Origin of the sequence: Pelagibacterium nitratireducens, from assembly GCF_037044555.1 — a bacterium.
GTDB classification, from domain to species: Bacteria; Pseudomonadota; Alphaproteobacteria; order Rhizobiales; family Devosiaceae; genus Pelagibacterium; species Pelagibacterium nitratireducens.
This window is the reverse complement of the sequence record NZ_CP146275.1, coordinates 3,474,989-3,495,322: the sequence shown is the minus strand read 5'-3', so window position 1 is coordinate 3,495,322 and position 20,334 is coordinate 3,474,989. Positions and strand designations below refer to the sequence as shown.

At 61.2% G+C, this 20,334-nt stretch carries 19 protein-coding genes; 5 read left to right on the top strand and 14 right to left on the bottom strand.

Going from position 1 to position 20,334, the window contains the following annotated elements; genetic code table 11:
* Positions 1 to 71: 71 nt before the first annotated feature.
* Positions 72 to 371: a hypothetical protein gene (locus V6617_RS17160; RefSeq protein WP_338608136.1), complete on the bottom strand. Its 300-nt coding sequence runs from the start codon at positions 369 to 371 to the stop codon at positions 72 to 74.
* Between V6617_RS17160 and V6617_RS17155 the strand changes: the two genes are divergently transcribed.
* Positions 370 to 1,251: a hypothetical protein gene (locus tag V6617_RS17155; protein ID WP_338608135.1), complete on the top strand. Its 882-nt coding sequence runs from the start codon at positions 370 to 372 to the stop codon at positions 1,249 to 1,251. The genes V6617_RS17160 and V6617_RS17155 overlap by 2 nt on opposite strands.
* Positions 1,252 to 1,411: 160 nt before the next feature.
* Here V6617_RS17155 and V6617_RS17150 read toward each other — a convergent pair whose 3' ends face one another.
* Positions 1,412 to 3,745: a methyl-accepting chemotaxis protein gene (locus V6617_RS17150; protein ID WP_338608134.1), complete on the bottom strand. Its 2,334-nt coding sequence runs from the start codon at positions 3,743 to 3,745 to the stop codon at positions 1,412 to 1,414.
* Between the two features lie 268 nt (positions 3,746 to 4,013).
* Positions 4,014 to 4,550 (bottom strand): translation initiation factor IF-3, encoded by a 537-nt coding sequence (gene infC, locus V6617_RS17145; RefSeq protein ID WP_264227709.1) that lies wholly within the window; start codon positions 4,548 to 4,550, stop codon positions 4,014 to 4,016.
* Positions 4,551 to 4,771: 221 nt separating this feature from the next.
* On the opposite strand from infC, the gene V6617_RS17140 reads away from it, so the two are divergent.
* A complete protein-coding gene (locus V6617_RS17140; RefSeq protein WP_338608133.1) occupies positions 4,772 to 5,536 on the top strand; it encodes an alpha/beta hydrolase in 765 nt (254 codons plus the stop codon).
* On the opposite strand, the gene V6617_RS17135 is transcribed toward V6617_RS17140, so the two are convergent.
* Positions 5,533 to 6,447: a LysR family transcriptional regulator gene (locus V6617_RS17135; RefSeq protein ID WP_338608132.1), complete on the bottom strand. Its 915-nt coding sequence runs from the start codon at positions 6,445 to 6,447 to the stop codon at positions 5,533 to 5,535. The two genes, V6617_RS17140 and V6617_RS17135, sit on opposite strands and share 4 nt — an antisense overlap.
* A gap of 87 nt (positions 6,448 to 6,534) precedes the next feature.
* Between V6617_RS17135 and V6617_RS17130 the strand changes: the two genes are divergently transcribed.
* Complete coding sequence (locus V6617_RS17130) at positions 6,535 to 7,053, top strand: N-acetyltransferase family protein (protein ID WP_338608131.1); 519 nt, start codon at positions 6,535 to 6,537, stop codon at positions 7,051 to 7,053.
* On the opposite strand, the gene V6617_RS17125 is transcribed toward V6617_RS17130, so the two are convergent.
* The 8 genes from V6617_RS17125 to rpmI form a co-directional block, all read right to left on the bottom strand.
* Positions 7,047 to 7,397 carry a VOC family protein gene (locus tag V6617_RS17125; RefSeq protein WP_338608130.1) on the bottom strand — a complete coding sequence of 117 codons (351 nt, stop codon included), beginning with the start codon at positions 7,395 to 7,397 and terminating at the stop codon, positions 7,047 to 7,049. The two genes, V6617_RS17130 and V6617_RS17125, sit on opposite strands and share 7 nt — an antisense overlap.
* 2 nt (positions 7,398 to 7,399) lie before the next feature.
* Positions 7,400 to 8,404 (bottom strand): rhodanese-related sulfurtransferase, encoded by a 1,005-nt coding sequence (locus tag V6617_RS17120; RefSeq protein ID WP_338608129.1) that lies wholly within the window; start codon positions 8,402 to 8,404, stop codon positions 7,400 to 7,402.
* Between the two features lie 18 nt (positions 8,405 to 8,422).
* Positions 8,423 to 9,559 (bottom strand): O-antigen ligase family protein, encoded by a 1,137-nt coding sequence (locus V6617_RS17115; RefSeq protein ID WP_338608128.1) that lies wholly within the window; start codon positions 9,557 to 9,559, stop codon positions 8,423 to 8,425.
* 8 nt (positions 9,560 to 9,567) lie between these two features.
* Positions 9,568 to 10,752 (bottom strand): hypothetical protein, encoded by a 1,185-nt coding sequence (locus tag V6617_RS17110; protein ID WP_338608127.1) that lies wholly within the window; start codon positions 10,750 to 10,752, stop codon positions 9,568 to 9,570.
* On the bottom strand, positions 10,745 to 13,153 hold the full coding sequence (gene pheT, locus V6617_RS17105) for a phenylalanine--tRNA ligase subunit beta (RefSeq protein ID WP_338608126.1): 2,409 nt from the start codon (positions 13,151 to 13,153) through the stop codon (positions 10,745 to 10,747). Before pheT ends, V6617_RS17110 begins: the two co-directional genes overlap by 8 nt.
* A 32-nt stretch (positions 13,154 to 13,185) precedes the next feature.
* Positions 13,186 to 14,271, bottom strand: a complete 1,086-nt coding sequence (pheS, locus tag V6617_RS17100) for a phenylalanine--tRNA ligase subunit alpha (protein ID WP_338608125.1) — start codon at positions 14,269 to 14,271, stop codon at positions 13,186 to 13,188.
* Positions 14,272 to 14,465: 194 nt separating this feature from the next.
* Positions 14,466 to 14,867 carry a 50S ribosomal protein L20 gene (rplT, locus tag V6617_RS17095; protein ID WP_338608124.1) on the bottom strand — a complete coding sequence of 134 codons (402 nt, stop codon included), beginning with the start codon at positions 14,865 to 14,867 and terminating at the stop codon, positions 14,466 to 14,468.
* A 46-nt stretch (positions 14,868 to 14,913) separates the two neighbouring features.
* Positions 14,914 to 15,114, bottom strand: coding sequence for a 50S ribosomal protein L35 (gene rpmI / locus V6617_RS17090; RefSeq protein ID WP_338608123.1), 201 nt, complete (start codon positions 15,112 to 15,114; stop codon positions 14,914 to 14,916).
* Between the two features lie 242 nt (positions 15,115 to 15,356).
* Here rpmI and V6617_RS17085 point away from each other — a divergent pair, with 242 nt between their 5' ends.
* Together V6617_RS17085 and polA are read left to right on the top strand one after the other, a co-directional pair.
* Positions 15,357 to 15,893: a CAP domain-containing protein gene (locus tag V6617_RS17085; RefSeq protein WP_338608122.1), complete on the top strand. Its 537-nt coding sequence runs from the start codon at positions 15,357 to 15,359 to the stop codon at positions 15,891 to 15,893.
* Positions 15,894 to 15,985: 92 nt separating this feature from the next.
* Positions 15,986 to 18,874 carry a DNA polymerase I gene (gene polA / locus V6617_RS17080; RefSeq protein WP_338608121.1) on the top strand — a complete coding sequence of 963 codons (2,889 nt, stop codon included), beginning with the start codon at positions 15,986 to 15,988 and terminating at the stop codon, positions 18,872 to 18,874.
* Between the two features lie 20 nt (positions 18,875 to 18,894).
* Here the strand turns inward: polA and V6617_RS17075 are convergent, their stop codons facing one another.
* Positions 18,895 to 19,389: an ImmA/IrrE family metallo-endopeptidase gene (locus V6617_RS17075; RefSeq protein ID WP_338608120.1), complete on the bottom strand. Its 495-nt coding sequence runs from the start codon at positions 19,387 to 19,389 to the stop codon at positions 18,895 to 18,897.
* A 71-nt stretch (positions 19,390 to 19,460) separates the two neighbouring features.
* Positions 19,461 to 19,787 carry a helix-turn-helix transcriptional regulator gene (locus V6617_RS17070; RefSeq protein WP_338608119.1) on the bottom strand — a complete coding sequence of 109 codons (327 nt, stop codon included), beginning with the start codon at positions 19,785 to 19,787 and terminating at the stop codon, positions 19,461 to 19,463.
* Between the last annotated feature and the right edge of the window lie 547 nt (positions 19,788 to 20,334).

Sequence of the window (20,334 nt, the reverse complement as noted above, 5' to 3'; positions counted from 1 at the left end):
TTTTTTCGTCCCCTTTTCGACACCTTCTGCCCGGCCGATGGAACCAACCCACACCCGTGACTCTTAGTCCCTCACGATAAACACAGCGCACACAGTGCAATGAGGGACTCGGTTTCATGTTCGCAGGACTTTTGCTCTGGCTGATCGGCATCCCCCTGCCGCTGATCATTTTGCTTTTGATTTTCGTGCTCTAGCGAGTGCGCCAGATCGATTTCGACAAGATTTACCCCGGGCTTAGCGCGGGCAAATACAGACGGAGAACGACAATGAATTCCATCATCTATCTCGTCGGCCTTGTGGTCGTTGTCATGGCCATCCTGTCCTTCATCGGCCTCGCTTGAGCCCCAAACCACCAAGGACCAAAAGCCCATGACGACAATAACTCCCACAGAGCCGGCAACCGCGCAGGAAACATCGTCCTACGTCGATTGGCCGGCCATCCTGGCGGGTGGCATCGTCGCCGCCGCCATTTCCCTGGTCCTTCTTGCCTTCGGTTCGGCCATCGGGCTGTCCATGACCAACCCGTTCGGTCGTGAAGGTGTATCCCTGTTCTGGATCGCCATCGCCATGGCCATCTGGGTCATCTGGGTGCAGGTCTCCGCGCTGATGGTCGGGGGCTATCTCACCGGTCGCATGCGCAGGCGCAATTATGACGCGACCGAAGACGAATCCGACATCCGCGACGGCTTCCATGGTCTTTTGGTCTGGGCAACCGCCGTCGTCTTTACTGCTGCGCTCGCCTTTGGCGGCATCGGCACCGTTGCCAACAGCGTCGACGGTGCCGCGCAGGGTGCAGGCGCTGCAGCCGGCCAGGCGATCAACGACGAATCCGGTCCGTTCCAGTCGAGCATCGACCGCCTGCTGCGCACGGCAACAGCCACCGAAGGCGATGCTGCCGCGACACGCGACGAGGTCGGCCGCATCCTGATCGATGGCGTCACCGGTGAGGCCGTCTCCGAGGACGATCGGGCCTATCTTGCCCAACTGGTCGCCGCACGCACCGATCTCGATCAGGCAGAAGCCGAAGCGCGGGTCGATGAGATCATCGCCCAGGCCCAGAGCGTGCAGGACGATCTTGTCGCCGCCGCCGATCAGGCTCGGACGGTGGGCATTCTCGGAGCCTTTCTCACCGCCGCCTCTCTGGCCATCGGTGCCGCCGGCGCCTGGTTTGCAGCCGTCACAGGGGGCAACCATCGCGATACGCACACGGTCACCGCATTCTTTGCCCGCCGGCGTACGCCCGTCGCCTGATCAAACCGTCAATCGAAACAAAAAAGCCCCGCTTTTGGCGGGGCTTTTTCATTTGGGTTCACTTTGGCGTTCGGGCTTGGAGCGTGTCCAGCAAAACCATGTCCTCGACGCGATCGGGGATGGAGACGGTTTTGCGGTTCGGACAAGCGACAAAAAGGTTCTAGAACTCGGACCAGTCGGCTTCCACCGCTGCATTCCCCTGGGGCACGCGGCGGGGCTGAGGCAGCGACGCGGGCGCTTCGGCTTCCTGGTCGAGATCCCACATCGCCTGATCCTCAACGACGGCGTTTCCATCGAGCGTAAAACGCGCCACGATCCCATCAAGTGTGGTCACCTGCGCCTCGGTCTGCTCGATCGTTGCGTTGGTTTCTTCCACCAGTGCGGCGTTATGCTGGGTCATCTCGTCGAGCAGCCGCACGGAAGAGGACACTTCCGAGATCGCGGCCGCCTGTTCGCGGCTTGCATTGGAAATGCCGCCCATGATCTCGGCGTTTTCGATCACCGCCGCGCGAATGTCGCGCAGCGTTTCGGTAGCCTGCGCGACAAGTCGCGAGCCGCCGCCCACTTCGTTGGCGCTCTCTTCGATCAGCACCTTGACCTCCGATGAGGCCTGGGCCGCAGATTGTGCCAGCCGGCGCACCTCGACAGCCACCACGGCAAACCCCTTGCCCGCTTCGCCGGCCCGCGCCGCTTCCACAGAAGCGTTGAGCGCCAGAAGGTTGGTCTGGAAGGCGATATCGTCGATCATCTTGATGATATCGGAAACCTTGGCCGAGGACGTGGTGATCCGCTCCATGGCCTGATTGGCTTCGCCCATCACCGCGCCGCCCTTTTGGGCCAGGTCCGATGCCGCCCGCGTCTTGTCGAGTGCATCCTGGGCCTTTTGCGCATTTCCGGTCACCGCCGCCGCCAGTTGCTCCATCGAGGCTGACGTCTCCTCGATGGTTGCCGCCTGCCGGGTCGTGCGTTCGGAAAGGTCGTTGGCGCCTGAAAGGATTTCGCCCGTCGCGATCTTGAGCGCCCGCGAGGTGTCCTTGAGCCGCCCCACGATTTCGGCAAACGTTTCGGCCATGGCGTTGGTGTCGTCCTTGAGCTGGCCAAAGGCGCCCTCATAAGTGCCGTTGACCCGCAGCGACAGATCGGCGTCGGCCATGGCCGAAAGAACCTGCCCGGTTTCCGAAAGCCCCCGGTCGACGGTTTCCATCACCATGTTGACGCTCTGAGCGAAGCTCTCAAGCTCGGGATCTTCATAGCGTACGTCGATCCGGCCGGAGAAATCGCCGGCCACGGCGGCCGAAACCACGCTCTTGATGCGGGCCTGCAGGTCGGCGCGGATGCGATGTTCTTCGGCATCCTCTGCCGCCTGCCGGGCCTTTTCGCTGTCCATGTCGCGCATGGCACGCCCATTGTCGCGAAACACCGTCAGCGCTTCGACCATCTGGCCCACTTCGTGGCGCTGGCGCTGATCGAGCTCGAGGTCGAGATCGCCATCGGCCAGCTGGCGCATACGCCCGGCAATCTGCTTGATGGTGCCCGACAATCCCCTGCCGATCATCACCGCCAATACGATGCCGACGACCAATGCCGCTATTCCCGCAAACAGGACCACATTGAGCGTCGTGGCCGCCATGGCCGCGCCCGAGGGTCCGAGCGCGTCCTGGCGCGCCTGCACTGAGGCCAGCATGGCCCCGAACGCTTCCTCCATCTGCGGCCCAAGCACGTCGAGCTGCCCGCTCATCACCGCGTTGCGGGCATAGATCGCCTCGGCCAGGCTGCCCGCCTGGGCCATATAGGTATCGAGCCCCTCCATCATGCGATTGGCCGTCGCCTTCTGGGAGTTGGAAATCACCGCATCATGCAGCTTTTGCAAATTCTCCTTGGCAAAGGCTCCGTGTTCAGCCGCCGCTTCCAGCCGCGCCGGATCGGCGGTCAAAAGGAACTGTTCGACCTCGAATTGGGTGAGGATCGTCGATTGCACGCCAAACCCGGCCGAGCCGGTGGCATTGAAATTTCCGCTCACCGCCCGCAAGGCCGCCGTCGCATCGGCACGCAACTGGTCGCCCACGGCGCGCAATTGGACAACATCGGCATCGATCTGGGATTGAAGTTCGGTCATTTCGACAAAGGCCGCCTGATAGGCCTGCGCGGAACCGGCAAATTCGGCAATCGCCGCTTCGGTTTCCGCATCGCCGTCAAACACCGCCATCACTTCGGGGTCGTTGGACTGCAGATTCGTGATTCGGTCGGCCAGCGCCTGCGCCTTTTCCGCCGAGGTTTCCAGCCGGTAGTCGAGATCGGCCAGCCGGGCGGCCGAAAGCTGCTCGACAAAGCCCGAAATGGCCAGCGTCTGCCGCGCGGCCACCCGATAATCGGTGAAGGTTTGCGACACCGCGCTGACCCCGAAATAGGCAAACACCACGATCGCCGCCAAAAGCGCGATCATGGCGCCAAATGATGCGTAGATGCGCTGCGCCACGCTCAGTCTGGACAGCATGATACCGGCCCCCTTTTTCCCTTCTGGGATAAATGCGTAAGGGCAGTAAGAAGGGATGCGGTTAACGAAGGCTCAATTTTGGCTCGAAACTGGCGTTTTCAGAAGCTAAATGCGCCATATGCTCAAATTTTAGGCCGCCCCAGGCGCGCCAAGGCAAAATTGGCGAACGTGCATACACGCCCGCGTGCCATTTTGCGGCGGGTCACAAAAACAAAAGGCGGCCTTTCGGCCACCTTTGCATGTGTGTACGGCAGATCGGGCGATGGGCTCAGCGCGGAGCGAGCACCATGACCATCTGGCGCCCTTCGGCGCGCGGGTTGGATTCGACCTTGGTGATCTCCTCGAACTGGTCCTTGACCTTGTGGAGCAGCTCGAGCCCGATGTTCTGGTGGGCCATTTCACGGCCACGGAACCGCATGGTCACCTTCACCTTGTCGCCTTCGCCGATGAACTTTTCCAGCGCACGCATTTTGACGTCATAGTCATGCGTATCGATGTTGGGCCGGAGTTTGATCTCCTTGACCTCGATCACCTTCTGCTTCTTGCGGGCCTCGGCGGCCTTTTTCTGGGCGGCGTATTTGAACTTGCCCAGATCGAGAATCTTGCACACCGGCGGGGCCGAATTGGGTGAGATCTCGACCAAGTCCATCCCCGCTTCCATGGCCATGGCAATGGCTTCGCTTGTCCGCACGACGCCGACATTGGTGCCTTCTGCGTTGATAAGCTGGATTTCGGGGACGTTGATTTCATTGTTGGAGCGCGGCCCATCCTTTTGGGGCTGCACGGGTCTCATCGGACGACGAATGGCTGAATTTCCTTTCAGTGGTTTCCCATAGCTGCGCTCGCCTGCTCATGGCTGGCGCAACGCGCCTAAAATCTTGGCAAACGGGCATAAAGTCAACAGGCAAAGCGGCAGCGACCGCCCGCAGGCTTCTCCGGGTTGCGTGCGAAGCAAGCAGGGAGCGCCTTGTGATCTCATGGCCCAGCGGTTACACCCCCGATATGGTGCCAAAGCCGGAAAATGCAATGATCGAGAAAACCGCGACCCTCACCGTGGGACAGAGCGACTCGGCGCGAGACATCGCCACCCTGCGCCGCCCCGGCAATGCACCCGGCCTGTTCTGGCTGGGCGGGTTCCGCTCCGACATGATGGGCTCCAAGGCCCAGGCGCTCGATGCTCTCGGCGTGCAAAGGGGCCTCGCCGTCACCCGGTTCGATTATTCCGGCCACGGGCAATCGGGCGGTGATTTTCTTGACGGCACCATTTCGCGCTGGCTCGAAGAGGCCCTTGCCGTGTTCGAGACCACCGAGGGCCCCCAGATCGTCGTCGGCTCGTCGATGGGCGGCTGGCTGGCACTGCTCGTCAATCGCGCCCTGCGCCAGCGGGGCGATGAACGGGTGCTGGCCATGGTGCTGATCGCCCCGGCCGCCGACATGACGCGCGATCTTATGCGCGAGACCTTCACCGATGCCGAACTGCTCGATCTTTGGGAAAAGGGCAGGGTGGAACAGCCCTCCGATTATTCGGACGAGCCCTATATCCTCACCCGCGCGCTGATCGAGGACGGAGAAAACCATCTCCTGTTCGGCGCGCCCATCCGCACCCATTGCCCCGTGGCCATCCTGCAGGGCGGCAACGACACCGACGTGCCTCCTGCCCATGCGCTCAAGCTGGTCAGCCACCTCGTCTCCGATCCGGTCACCTTCACCCTCATCCCCGATGGCGATCATCGCCTCTCGCGCGACAGCGATCTCGATCTGCTGCGTCAGACCATCGAGCGGTTGCTTTAATCGCCAAGCCGATCCTCGAGGATTGTTCCCAGCATTGCGGCTTCCTTTGCCACCTCGCGCGCAAAATCGCGCACCATCTCGCGCTCGAAAGCCGATTTCGACAGCGCCACGATGGCAATGTCGCGATGCAGCGGATTGAAATCGCGCGGCCTGATCTCGACCAGTTCGCCCCGCTCGATTTCCTGGCGGACCGTCGAGCGCACAAAAAATCCCAGCCCCTCTCCGGCAAGCGCCAGCCGCCGCGCCGGACCGGTGGGAATCTCCACGCTCGTCTGGGCTCGCCGCACCAACGCCGTGGCGCCCTCGGGGTCCACCTGCCACCAGCGCAGCGAAATCACCCTTGGCACCAGCTCCAGCACATCGGTCAGGCTCGGATTGGGCTCGAGCTGCGCCGCCAGATGCGGTGCCAGCACCAATGGCACCGGCTCGCGCATCACCACGATCGGGTAGATCTCGGGCACCAGCGGGTCGAGATTGGGCCAGGCGATGATCCCCAACTCCGCCACCCGGTCATGCAGCATGGCGGTGACGTGGTTGTGGTGTCCCTCGCGCACGATGACATCGACCTCCCGGTGCCGTTCCTGAAAACGCAACAGGCTTTCCGAAATCAGCGGCGTCACCATCGAGCGCAGCGAGGCCACGGTGATCCGCCCGCGCTCGACGCGCCGCAAAGCCTCGCGACCCTCCTCCACGGCACTGAGAATGCGCCGCGCATAGGGCAGAAAGGTCATGCCCTGATCGGTGAGTGCCACCTTGCGCCCGCGTGTAAAAAGCTGCACACCGAGGAAATCTTCGAGCACCCGCACGCGCATCGAAACCGTGGCCTGCGTGACATTGAGCCGGGCTGCGGCCTTGGTGAAGCTCAGGTCGCGCGCGATCCGGTCGAAGGTGCGGAGTTGATCGATATCCATAAGGAATTTCTATTGATCGAATTGATACTTCTGTAACATATCACTTTATCATCAGTCATTCCGATTTGAACAGGTGCAATCCTTGCAATGAATATTCGCCCCGCCACCGACAGCGATCTGCCCCAGATCCTCGATATCCACAATGACGCCATCCGCAGGCTCGATGCCATCTGGAGCGAGGCCGAGGAAACCCTGGCCGATCGCAAGGCGTGGCTCGATGAACGCAACGCCAATGGCTTTACCGTTCTTGTCGCCGAAGAGGACGGTCATGTTCTCGGTCACGGCAGCTACGGCACCTATCGTTCGCGTTCGGGCTACAGAAAGACCGTCGAACACTCGATCTATCTGCGCGACGAGGCGCAGGGCAGGGGCGTAGGCTCGGCATTGATGGCAGCGCTGATCGATGACGCCAAAGCCAAGGGCTTTCACCTCATGGTCGGCGTGATCGATTCAAAAAACGAAAGCTCGATCCGTTTTCACGTCCGGCACGGTTTTGAGATGCTCGGCGTTCTGCCCCAATCGGGCTTCAAACACGGCCGCTGGCTCGATCAGGTCAATATGTACCTGATCCTCAACGACGACCCCGCCCCGCCGCGTGGCTACTGAACGTGTGAAAGAATGTTGATGAGCTTGCCGAACGGATCGCGCACGTAAAAGCGCCGCACGCCCCAGGGCTCATCCGCCGGGCCGTATTCGATGCCAATGCCCATGGCCCGTGCTTTTTCCAGCACCGCATCGACATCGTCGACTTCGATGGATATGTCGGGCACCGGCGTGCCCGACCCGCCCTCCGACATGATGCTCATCTGAACCGACATCTGCCCATCGGCGCCATAGGTGCGGATCCAGCCCATGTCCATCACAATGTCCAGCCCGAGCAGCTCGCCATAGAACCGCGCGGCCTTTTCAGGCGAGCCTTCGATATTGGCAACGATCCGTTTGACCGCCATCTCTATCCCTTTCGGTTTCGGGCCCGATCCGCCTCGCGCCGCGCCGTGTTGGCCAGCCGCCGTTCCTCTGCGGCCTTTCTGACGTCTGCGCCGATATGGGCCTCCCCGCGCGCCGCAGCCAACTCGATCTGTCTTTGCCGCTCGGCCGCAGCCGCACGCTTGGAAGCATTCTCCTCACCGGCGCAATGGTGGCACTGCACCCCTTCGATGAACGCTTCGCGCTCCCGGTCGGCCGGAGTCAAGGGCTGCCGGCAGGCTCTGCACAATTGCGCGTCGCCGATTTCCAGCCCATGGCGCACAGACACCCGCTCGTCGAAAACGAAGCACTCCCCATCCCAAAGGCTTTTGTCCTGGGGCACCTTCTCGAGATAATTGAGGATGCCGCCCTTGAGGTGAAACACCTCCTCAAACCCTTGCGCCAGCATGTAAGACGAGGCTTTCTCGCACCGTATGCCTCCGGTGCAGAACATGGCGACTTTCTTGTGCTTTTGCGGGTCCAGCTCGGACGCGACGTAGTCCTTGAACTCGGTAAAACTCGATGTATGCGGGTCTTGCGCCTTCCGGAATGTCCCCAGCGCCACTTCGTAATCATTGCGCGTGTCGATGACCACCACATCGTCCTGGTCGATCAGATCGTTCCAGTCCTCAGGATCGACATAGGTCCCCACCTGCCGCCCCGGATTGGCCTCGGGGGCCCGAAGCGTCACGATCTCCGGCTTCAGCCGCACCTTCATGCGATAGAAGGGCTGGCTGTCGGCGAATGAATATTTGATCTCGGCCCCCCGAAACCGCCCTCCGAAAACATTGCCGTCACTCAGCCACCCCACCAGCTCATCGATCGCCCCGGGCGTCCCTGCCACGGTCCCATTGATCCCCTCGGGCGCCACAAGCAACGTCCCCCTGATCCCCCGCCCACAACAAAACTCCGCCAGCGGTGCCTTGAGGGATTCAAAGTCCGGCTGATCGACGAATTTATAGATCGCGAGGATTTTGATGGGATGGCTCACCGAGTGTTCCTAGGTCTTTCAGCGCTTGTCGGAAACGGTGATCGCACGGCGCTCGAGCGCGAGCACGTATCCGGTCATCAGCACCATCAGCGTCATTTGCGGCAACAATCCGATAATTGCATTGGTCAGCCCCAGAACGCCGTTGCCCACGGAAACCATCAATGCCAGCGCAATCAGCGGTCGGTTCTGCCGCGCCAACGGGTTGATCAGCGCAAAAAGTGGCGCACCGACTAGGCCGATATAGGCGATACCGCCCAGCATGCCCCCAACTGCTACGAGGTTGGAAATATCGGAATGCAGATTATCATAGCGTGCGATGGGGGGATAAAGCGCGCCAGCGATCTCCATGAAATTTTCGAACCCATGCCCCCAAAATGGCGAGGTCGTGAACATATGGCCGGCCGCCTGATACATCATCAGCCTGTTGCCGTCCGATTGCATGGTCCTTTCAGACAGAATGCCGCTGAACAAAAGCAGTGCCCGTTGCCCCGCGCCCGAAAGCACGATTGCGGCGAGCCCGACCAAGGGAAAGATCAAGAGCGCCAGAATAAAACGCCGGTCCCGCCAGAAAACGCCGAACGCAATGACAAACATAACCCCATCTGCCAGCAACGGCCCGCGTGAGCCCGAAAGCAGCGCCGTGGCAAAAGCAGCGACCGGCCCGAGAAGAAAGACGTAGCGCAGCCGGTCGGTTTGCCCCACCGCGCCAATAAGGCTCACCATGCCCAGCATGCCAGCCAGGCTAGCATAATGGATTGGGTTGTTTTCTCCCCCGGCCCGGCTAAGGTCCAATGCGAAGATGTCTATGAGGCCAACGGCCAACGCGGCCGATGCACCCAAAAGACAGAACGTCGCGAACTGGCGCGGTGTGACGCTTGCAAGCCCTGCACCCGTCATGGGCACGGCGATAAAAGGAAGCGCCATCGCAAGGGTCGTCCAGTTCCCCGCACTGGCGCCATTGAGCAGGATGGAAAGCACGAGCCCGCCGAATGCCGCGAATACGGCCAGCGCGACGGGAGATTGTAGGTGGCCGCTTCGGACGCAAGGCGCCATGGCCAGCATCGTTGCCAGAGTCAGATACACTGCCGTATAGGCGGCAATTCCGGGAAATACCAACCCTGATACCAAAAGCGTCCCACGTATCGCTTCAAACATCTGCTTGCTCAGTTCCCGTTGGTTTGCCTGGCAAAAGCTGCAAAGGCAGCCGCAAGCCTATCATCGGTTCTCATGCGCCCGACCCGTTTTCCGTCCCCTGTCCGCTCTTCTTTCCAATTGGTATTGATCCCCCTGAAATGAAAAAAGACCGTCTTGTCGTCGTGCTTTCGGGCCGCCGGGGGGGCGCCGTGAATGCGGTGAAGATAAGGATGAACCTCGAGCGATCGAACCCATTCGCGCCGCGGGTCCAAAACCCATTTGGAGGGGGAAAGGCGGTGGCGGAAATCGGCGAGCCGGTGGCGGAATGCGTGATGGCGGGCCGGGGCGTCAGGAGCGCGTGCCGATTCGATCCACCGTCCGCGCATGCGCACAACACCCAGAGCGCTGAGCTCGGCCCGCTCATAAACCGATTGTCCACCGGCCCAGGCCAACTCGTCGATATCGCAATCGAGCAAGCCTTCGGCTCGCATTCCGAACCGGCGCAGGGCCAGATTGGTCATCGATATCTGCAAAAAGCGCGGATAGAACTTGGTGACCAATACCGAGGTATCGATGGGTCCGAACTTGTGCGGTACATCTATAACGATCACGGTCTTGAGCCCTTCGACTGCGGCCAGCGTGGCTTCGAGCTTATCGATCGTGTATTCGGTCGACCCATTATCGAACAGGATCACCGTATCGGTGCCGTGCAGGCTCGCATGCCAGTTTGCCCAGTCGGCAACCCATTCGAGCCGGTTGTTCTTGTTGATCGTAAACAGAATACGCGCGCCGGAAAGCGAAGCGGAAAAATTGGGCTGGATGGCCAGATCGAATATTTCCCCGAAGGCTTCGACCCGCACCGCACTGGCATCGTCCGGCACATCGGCCAGCCGGGTCAGCATTGTCGAGCGTGAAAGGAACAACTCGGCCCCAAGCGCCGCCCCTGAAGGAAGAGCGCTGTAGCGGGCCGCTTCAAGGCCCGCGCGCAGGTTGAGCGGTGTAGGCCCGACCAATAGCACATCTCTGCCGTTCTCCGCCCGGAACGCATCATAATAGAGCGCCCGGTCTTCGAACGCCGTCCAGAAGGCGGCCGGCCGCGGCCGCCGGGGCGAACGCGGCAAACGCTTTACGGGATTGTCCGCAGACAGCGCGGCAAAGCTCAGTTGCACGCGGGCAATCTGCGCTCCGGCCCGGCGGAGGGCCACATTATCCACGCAACATGCCCCCAGTCGCCTTTTCCACAGCTGCCACGATCTTTCCCGACACCGCTTCGATCTCCTCGTCGGTCAGCGTTTTGTCCTTTGGCTGCAAGGTAACCTCGATAGCCACCGATTTGTTGCCTTCGCCTACATGCGCGCCGGAGAAAACGTCGAAAATCGTCACCTCGGTAACGAGGGTCTTGTCGGCACCCTTCGCGGCCCGCAGGATATTGGCGGCCTCGACGTCTGTTTCCACGACAAAGGCGAAATCGCGCCTGACCGGCTGCAGCGTGGAAAGCGCCAGCGCCGGCTTGGCCCTGGTCGCCTTTTTCCGCGGCTCGGGCAGCGCATCGAGATCGATCTCGAAGGCCGCGACCGGTCCATCGAGGTCGAACTTTTCCGCCATGGACGGATGCAGTTCCCCAAACCAGCCAAGGATCAGCTTGGGTCCGAGCTGGATGCGCCCGCCCCGCCCCGGATGGCTCCAGGACGCCGGCTCGGCCACCACCTGTACCTTGTCGATATCGACACCCAGAGCATCGAGCGCCGCGCCGATATCGGCCTTGGCGTCGTAAACCCCGACCTTTTCGGCACGGCCCTGCCAGTGCCGTCCGGCCCCGGTAAACCGGGAGGTGCCGGTCCTGATGCCGGTGGCGTGGGTGCGCTGGCCCTCGGGCGCATCGGAGAAAAACACCTGCCCCACTTCATAGAGCGCCACATCGTCGAACCCGCGATTGCCGTTGCGCGCCGCGCCCGACAGCAGGCCCGGCAACAGCGAGGGCCGCATGTCGGTCATGTCCGAAGCAATGGCATTGGCCAGTCGCAACTGGGGGGAGCCCCCGCCAAACGCCTCGGCGAGGTCGGTGGAAATGAACGACCATGTCATGGCCTCGTCCATGCCACGCGCCGCCAGCGCCCGCCGCACGATACGGCGCCGGTTCTGGATTGGGGTCAGCATTTTCGGGGCCACGCCCGAAAGCCGCGGCAGCGGCTCGACCGGCACGCGGTCAACACCGACAATGCGCATCACTTCCTCGACCAGATCGGCCTTCATGGTGACATCGGGGCGCCAGGAAGGCACCGCCACCTTGACGATATCACCCGATCCCGAAACCCAGAATCCCAGCCGGGTCAGGATGGCCTTGACCTCGCCGAACGGCACTTTGAGCCCGGTCAGGCGCTCGATTTCGCTCAACGGGAAATCGATCACCGTCTCGGGCGAACCCACATGCCCTCCAATCACCGTTTCGGCGGGTTCGCCGCCGCACAATTCCATAACCAGCCGTGTGGCCAGCTCGATTCCCGGCATGACGCTTTCGGGGTCCACGGTGCGCTCGAACCGGTAGCGCGCGTCCGAATTGATTCCGGTCTTGCGGCCGGTAGCGGCAATTGCCGTCGGCTCGAACCAGGCGCATTCAATGAACACATTGGTGGTCTGTTCGCTCGAGCCGCTCTCTTCGCCGCCGATGATGCCACCAAGCCCGAGAACCTTCTGGTCGTCGGCGATCACGCACATGGTTTCGTCAACGGCATAGGTCTTGCCATCGAGCGCTTCAAAGCTTTCTCCGGTCCGGCCCATGCGCGCGCCGATGTTGCCTGTCAGCTTGTCGGCGTCATAGACATGCAGGGGGCGCGCCCGGTCGAGCGAAACGTAATTGGTGATATCGACAAGTGCGTTGATGGGACGCAGTCCCACGGCGCGCAGCCGCTCCTGCATCCATTGCGGGGAAGGGCCGTTTGTAACGTTTCGGATCAGGCGGCCGGCAAACATCTTGCAGATGTCGCCATCCACGCTCACCGCAATGGGCGATGCCCCAGCGCTTGCCGGAATTGGCTTGATGGCGGGATCCTTGAAATCGCCCACACCCGCTGCCGCCAGGTCGCGTGCAATGCCGCGCACTCCGGCGCAGTCGCCCCGGTTCGGGGTCAGCCCGATATCGATGACCACCTCGTTGATCCCCGCATAATCGGGGTAGGGCACGCCAATCGGCGCGTCCTCGGGCAACTCGATGATCCCGTCATGATCGTCGGACAGTTCCAGCTCGGCATTCGAGCACAGCATGCCGTTGGACACCTGTCCGCGGATATTGCCCTTGCCAATGGTGATGTCCTTGCCGGGGATATAGGTGCCCGCAAAGGCAAAGACCGATTTCATCCCCGTACGGGCATTGGGCGCCCCGCACACAACGTCGATCAACTCGCCGGTTCCCGCATCCACCTTGCACACCCGCAGCTTGTCGGCATTGGGGTGCTGCTCGGCCGAGACCACATGGGCCGTCACAAAGCTTCTCAGCGCCGCGCCGGTATCGGTCACCTCCTCGACTTCGAGACCCACCATGGTCAGCGTGTCGATGATTTCGGCATTGGGAGCGGTGGTCTCGAGGTGATCCTTGAGCCAGGACAGCGTGAACTTCATTTGTCTTCTACCTTAAAATCCTGCTCAAAAACTCAGCTCGACAATCCACCGAACAGCGTCGGCAGATCGAGCGGCCGAAACCCGTAATGGTCGATCCAGCGCTTGTCGGCGTCAAAGAACGCGCGCAGATCGGCCATGCCGTATTTGAGCATGGCGAGCCGGTCGATTCCCATACCCCAGGCAAAGCCCTGATAGACATCGGGGTCCAGCCCACCGGCTTCGATCACATTGGGATGCACCATGCCGCAGCCTAAAATTTCCAGCCAGTCATTGCCCTGCCCGATTTTCACCTCGTTGCCCGAGCGGTCGCATTGCACGTCCACTTCCATGGACGGCTCGGTAAAGGGGAAAAAGCTCGGGCGAAACCGGGTCGTAACGCTCTCGACCTCAAAAAACGCCTTGAGGAATTCTTCGAGTACCCAGCGCAGCTGCCCGATATGGCTCTGCTTGTCGATGACCAGCCCCTCGACCTGATGAAACATCGGCGTGTGGGTCTGGTCGGAGTCGTTGCGATAGGTGCGGCCGGGAATGACGATGCGGATCGGGGGCTCGCTCTGTTCCATGGTGCGCACCTGCACCGGCGAGGTGTGGGTACGCAAAAGCTTGCGGTTGCCCTCGGCATCGGGCTCGAAAAAGAACGTATCGTGCATTTCGCGCGCCGGATGGCCCTCGGGAAAATTGAGCGCGGTGAAATTATAGTAATCGGTTTCGACGTCCGGCCCTTCGGCGATCGCAAACCCCATGTCCGAAAAGATCGCGGTGATCTCGTCGATCACCTGGCTCACCGGGTGGACGCGTCCGATGGCGGTGGGGGCCGGACGCAGCGGCAAGGTCACGTCGAGCTTTTCGGTCTTGAGGCGCATCTCGAGCGCCGCCGCCGCCAGCGCCTCGCGCCTTGCCTCAATGGCAGCCCCGATTTCGGCTTTGAGCCCGTTGATCGCGGGGCCCTTCTCCTTGCGGTCCTCGGGGGTCATTTTTCCCAGCGTGGCAAGCAGCGCCGAGATCGACCCCTTCTTGCCCAGGCTTGAAACGCGCACCACTTCGAGCGCGGCTTCGTCCTGCGCCTCGGCGATGGCGGCATGGATCGATTGGCTGAGGTCGGCGATCTCGTCGGACATGATGTTCTCTAACATGGGAAACTTTTTACGCGGGCGAAGCGGTAGCAAACGAAAAAGCCTCGCGCCACCCCAAAAGGGGCAGCGCAAGGCTTTCAAATTCGGCCTCAGCAGGCTGGAGCGTTGTCAGAAAGTGGGAACCGGTTTTTCGGTTCGACAACGCGATCCATAAAGGCTGGAGGAGTCGCAGATGCCTTTTAGGCGGAAATGCGCTCGTGTGTGGTCGCTTCGACGTCGCCCAGATAGGCGAGGGCTTCCTTGGCCTTGACAACCAGCGCTTCGAAAGCGGCCGGTTCGCGCACTGCCAGATCGGCAAGGACCTTGCGGTCCACAGCAACCTCAGCCTTGCTGAGGCCGTCGATAAATCGACCATAGGTCAACCCATGGCTGCGCACGGCGGCGTTGATGCGCTGGATCCACAGGGCGCGGAAATTGCGCTTTTTCTGCTTGCGGTCGCGATAGGCGTACTGACCGGCCTTCTCGACGGCCTGTACGGCGGAGCGGTAATTGGTGGACCGGCGACCGTAATAGCCTTTGGCGGCCTTGATCACCTTCTTGTGGCGGGCGTGGGCGGTAACGCCTCTTTTAACGCGGGACATATCTCAATTCCTCAAATCTGACGTGAACGCTCTAGCGGGCGGCCGCTTAGCGGTCGTACGGCATGTACTTCTTGACAATCCTGGCATCTGGCTCGGACATGACCGAGGTGCCGCGATTGGAGCGGATGTACTTGGCGTTGTGGCTGATAAGGCGGTGGCGCTTGCCGGCGGGGCCAGCCATGACCTTGCCGGTGGCAGTCACCTTGAAGCGCTTCTTGGCGCCAGACTTGGTCTTCATCTTGGGCATTTTGCGGGTCCTTTTTGATCTTGATGGATGCCCTGATGGTCCGGGCTTCCGCTTTCATGAACCGCCACGGCATGCCTTTTGGCCGGACGGTCCGTACAATAGAAACCTGCGGCGGACCCATTGGGCCAACCGGAGACGGCGCGTTATAGGGAGATTGGCCGCCGAGCGCAAGGGGGATATCCGCTCATGTCTGCGCCACTTTAACAGCTTCCAAAGTGAGCCCGTTTCGCTAAAGTCCCCCAATGATTGAAGTCACCCGCCGCCGATTCCTCACCCTTTCCGCATCCGGCGGCGCCGCATTCGTTTTGGCCGCCTGTTCCTCGGGCGCCGTCATCATGACCACCGAGCGGGCCGCCCCTGTGTCCTCGGTCTCGATTGCCGAAGCCACCCTCAAGCTCAACGCCATGCGGGCCGAGCGCGACCTGCCCCTGCTCACCCATAACGCCACCCTGCAAAAAGTCGCCGAAGAGCAGGCCCGCCTGATGGCCGAAAATTCGCTCGTGGCGCACACCGCCGCCCCCGAACAGACCCTTCACACCCGCCTGCGCCGCATGGGCTTTGGCGGTGGGGCAGGGGAAAACCTCGCCGGCGGCTCACCCAATCTCGACGCGACCATCGACGGCTGGCTCAAATCGCCCTCGCACCACAAGACCATGGTCAACCCCGATTACGTCCAGTTCGGCATCGCCATCGAGCGCGGCCCGGCCACGACGTATAATACCTACGGCACCTATTGGGCGCTGCTCATGGGCGTCCGCTCCCCCGCCGGCCGTCCCTGATCGCCACGAAGCTTGCCCGTTCGGCATAATCGCGCGAAAGTCCGCCCAACCAGAATCGTAAAGGCGCGTCACCGCGCCCCGGGGAGCCCTAAATGCATCTCGTCCTCGTCGACGGCTCGTCCTTCATTTTCCGCGCCTATCACGCGCTGCCGCCTTTGACGCGCAAGTCTGATGGCCTGCCGGTCGGCGCCGTCTCGGGCTTTTGCAACATGCTCTATAAGCTCACCGAGGATCTAAAGGGCGAAAACGAGCCCACCCATTTCGCGGTGATCTTCGATTATTCCGGCAAGAGCTTCCGCAACGATCTTTACGATCAGTACAAGGCCCATCGCCCCGAAGCGCCCGAAGACCTGATCCCCCAGTTCCCGCTCACCCGCGCCGCCACCCGCGCCTTCTGCCTGCCCTCGATCGAACAGGAAGGCTTCGAGGCCGACGATATCATCGCAACTTACGCCTGCCAGTTCCGCGACGCCGGTGGCAAGGTCACCATCGTCTCCTCGGACAAGGATCTGATGCAGCTTGTCGGCCCCAACGTCACCATGCTCGACACCATCGCCCGTCCCGGCCAGCCGCCCCTGCGCTGGATCGGCCCGGACGAGGTCGTCAAGAAATTCGGCGTCACCCCCGACAAGGTGGTCGACGTACAGGCCCTGTGCGGCGATCCGGTCGATAACGTCCCCGGCATTCCCGGCATCGGCATCAAGACCGCCGCCCTGCTCATCAATGAATATGGCGACGTCGAAACCCTTCTCGCCCGTGCGTCCGAGATCAAGCAGCAAAAGCGCCGCGAATCGATCATCGAAAACGCCGAACTGGCCCGCATTTCCAAAAAGCTCGTCGCGCTCGATTGCAACACGCCGGTCGAACTCCCCTTCGACGCCCTGGCCCGTGAACCGCTTGAGGCCAAAACGCTGATCCCGTTCCTGAAGGCCATGGAGTTCACCTCCATCACCCGCCGCATCGCCGCGCTGCTCGAGGTCGACCCCGACGATTTCGAGCCCGATCCCGAACTGGCGGTCAAGGGCGCCTCGATCCCCGGCGCCGTCGATGTCTCCGATGGCCCGGCCCCCGCCTCGGGCGTGGCCGGCCCCGACGCCCACGCCGAAAAAGTGCTGGAGGCCATCCGCGCCATCCCCTGCAATCTCGACGATTACGAGATCGTCCGCGATGAAACCGCCCTTGCCGCCTGGGTCGCCGATATCATCGCCACCGGCTACGTCGCCGTCGATACCGAAACCACCGGGCTCGACAATCAGGCCGCCGACCTGGTCGGCATCTGCCTCTCCACGCGCCCCGGCAAGGCGTGCTATATCCCCCTCGGCCACACCACCGGCAATGATGACATGTTCGGCGGCGGCCGCGCCGAGGGCCAGATGGATATGCGCCTCGCCCTCGACATGCTGCGCCCGGTGCTGCAAGACCCGGCAATCCTCAAGATCGGCCAGAACGTCAAATACGACATGGGCATTTTTGCCCGCTATGCCATCACCATGGCCCCCATCGACGATACGCTCCTGATGAGCTACGCGCTCGATGGCGCCCGCAACAACGGCATGGATGCGCTCGCCCTGCGCTGGCTCGATCACACCTGCCTCAAATTCACCGACCTCGCTGGCACCGGCAAGAACCAGCTCACTTTCGACAAACTCGAAATCGAGCCCGCCGCCAAATACGCCGCCGAAGACGCCGATATCACCCTGCGCCTCTGGCATATTCTCAAACCCCGCCTCGTCGCCCAAGGCGTCACCACCGTTTACGAAACCCTCGACCGCCCATTGACCCCGGTCCTCGCCCGCATGGAAGCGCGCGGCGTTTCGGTCGATCGCCAGATCCTGTCGCGCCTGTCGGGCGATTTCGCCCAGCGCGCCGCCGCGTTAGAGGAAACCGCCCACGCTCTGGCCGGCGAAAAGTTCAATCTCGGCTCCCCCAAGCAATTGGGCGATATCCTGTTCGGCAAGATGGGGCTCGAAGGCGGCACCAAAACCAAGACCGGCGCCTGGGCCACCGGCGCCTCGGTGCTCGACGATCTGGCCGCCCAAGAGGTGCCGCTGGCCCAGACCATTCTCGATTGGCGCGGCGTCACCAAGCTGCGCTCGACCTACACCGACGCGTTGCCCACCTATATCAATGCGCGCACCAACCGCGTCCACACCTCCTACAATCAGGCCTCGGTCGCCACAGGGCGCCTCTCGTCCAACGAACCGAACCTGCAAAATATCCCCATCCGCACCGAGGATGGCCGCAAGATCCGCACAGCCTTCGTCGCCGCGCCGGGCAATCTTTTGATTTCCGCCGATTATTCCCAGATCGAGCTGCGCGTTCTCGCCCACATCGCCGATATCGATGCGCTAAAGGATGCCTTCGAGGAAGGTCTGGACATTCACGCCATGACGGCGTCCGAAATGTTCAATGTGCCCATCAAGGACATGGACCCCATGGTCCGCCGCCGCGCCAAGGCGATTAATTTCGGCATCATCTACGGCATTTCCGCCTTTGGCCTCGCCAACCAACTCGGCATCGCCCGCTCGGAAGCGGGGGAGTACATAAAAACCTATTTCGCCCGCTTCCCCGGCATTCAGGATTACATGGCCGAACAGCGCCGCATCGTGAAGGCCCAGGGGTACGTGTCGACCATTTTCGGCCGCAAGATCCCGTTCGAAAACGTCAACACCAAGAACCCGTCGGAACGCGCCTTCATCGAACGCGCCTCGATCAACGCCCCAATTCAGGGGAGCGCCGCCGATATCATCCGCCGCGCCATGATCCGCATGGAACGCATTTTAACTGAAGAGAACGTTCCCGCCGATATGCTCTTGCAGGTCCACGACGAATTGATTTTCGAGGCCCCCGCCGACAAGGCCGAACAGGCGATTCCGATCATCAAGCGGGTGATGGAGGGGGCTGCGGAACCGGCGCTGCGGCTGTCAGTGCCGTTGCAGGTGGATGCGAAGGCTGCGGAGAATTGGGAAGCGGCGCATTAGGGGAGGCTAGCAAATATGACCTATGCGCGCCGCTTAGCGTGAGAAATTTGATAGTCTACGCCTGTCATTCGAAAGCGCCACTTTAGCATATGGCTACTTACGCCATACCTCTGGCTAATCTCACTATCGGACATAGCATGATATCTGACATGCAATAGCGCCGGGCGTGGCAGCAGCAGGGTGCCTCCCAACCAGTTTGCCTCATCTTCCTGTTCTTGGTCATACGTCGTGGGCATCAAATACCCTTCTTCCGACAACCCTGCAGACGTTAGTTCATGACCGAGGATAATGTGCGAAAGCTCATGCATAATCATGCTGTTGACGCGATCAGGGGATTGCGACGAGTTGTAAACGACAAGGAAATTGTCTTTCAGGCGAAGTGTAAGCGCGAGCCATTCATCATTTGCAACAACCGCCAGCTGATTTAGATGTTCGGCGGACAGACCGGCAATTTCTCTTTCCCGCCAAATCGTGACTTTTTGCTGCTCGGCGAGCGCAAATGCGCTGAGGGGCATATGCGGCGCTAGACCGAGGGATTTTCGCACCTCTGCCGACCGCCGTTCGCATTGCGACTTAAATCCGCGCTTCACGAGTTGTCGTGCCCTTCGGCATCAATCTTCTCGGCAAACTGCTTGCTTGCAAGTTCGATAAGAACAGCGAGCGACTTTGCCGTTGCGGCAGATACGGCCTGCTGTTTCTTGAAGGCAATTTGCAATCCACCGATGCCGGTAAATTGGGCCGGATCTTCTTCGATCCATTCGCAGACCTTTTGCAGTGTTCCAACGTCTGGGACGTGTCCCCGTTCGATACGCGAAAGCGTGGTGGGACTTACACCTACTTCTGCCGCGGCCGCACGGATTCCCATGCTGCCCCGCTTTCTTGCCACGAGCGCGCCCAGTTGATCTATGCGCATTAGCTCTCCATGTGTGCCGGTAGTTGATATTAGTGTGCCACAGACTGGACAGTCTGATGGAATCAGGGCATCGTACCAGCCTGTGAAACACTTCCAGTGAATCACAGGCCGATTCCGGCAGTCAAGCGATACGAACGAAGGAGGCAACTTTGCCGCAATACTATGTCAACGATAGGCCACAAGACGACAGTGGCGATCATGAAGTCCATAAAGAGGGGTGTTTCTGGTTGGCTCAGGCTAACAGCGTGACTTCTCTCGGAAGCCATTCAGGTTGCGCAACAGCTGTTGCGGCCGCGAAGCGCATTTATTCCGATTCAAACGGGTGCGCGACTTGCAGCTCTGAATGCCACACTAGTTAGCAGGATCGAAAATGGCTAGAAGTCGAAATAGCGAAGTAACCAGCGCAAGGGCCGCTTCGGCGGCCTCTCGGGTGCTCAGAAATCCGAGGTCAAGTAGGGCAGCGAAGACGGCAGCTGCTTCCGCCCTCACCCAGCGTCCCAATAGAAGGCGTTGAGCCTGAATTAAGGACCCGCACCCCTCCCGTGCG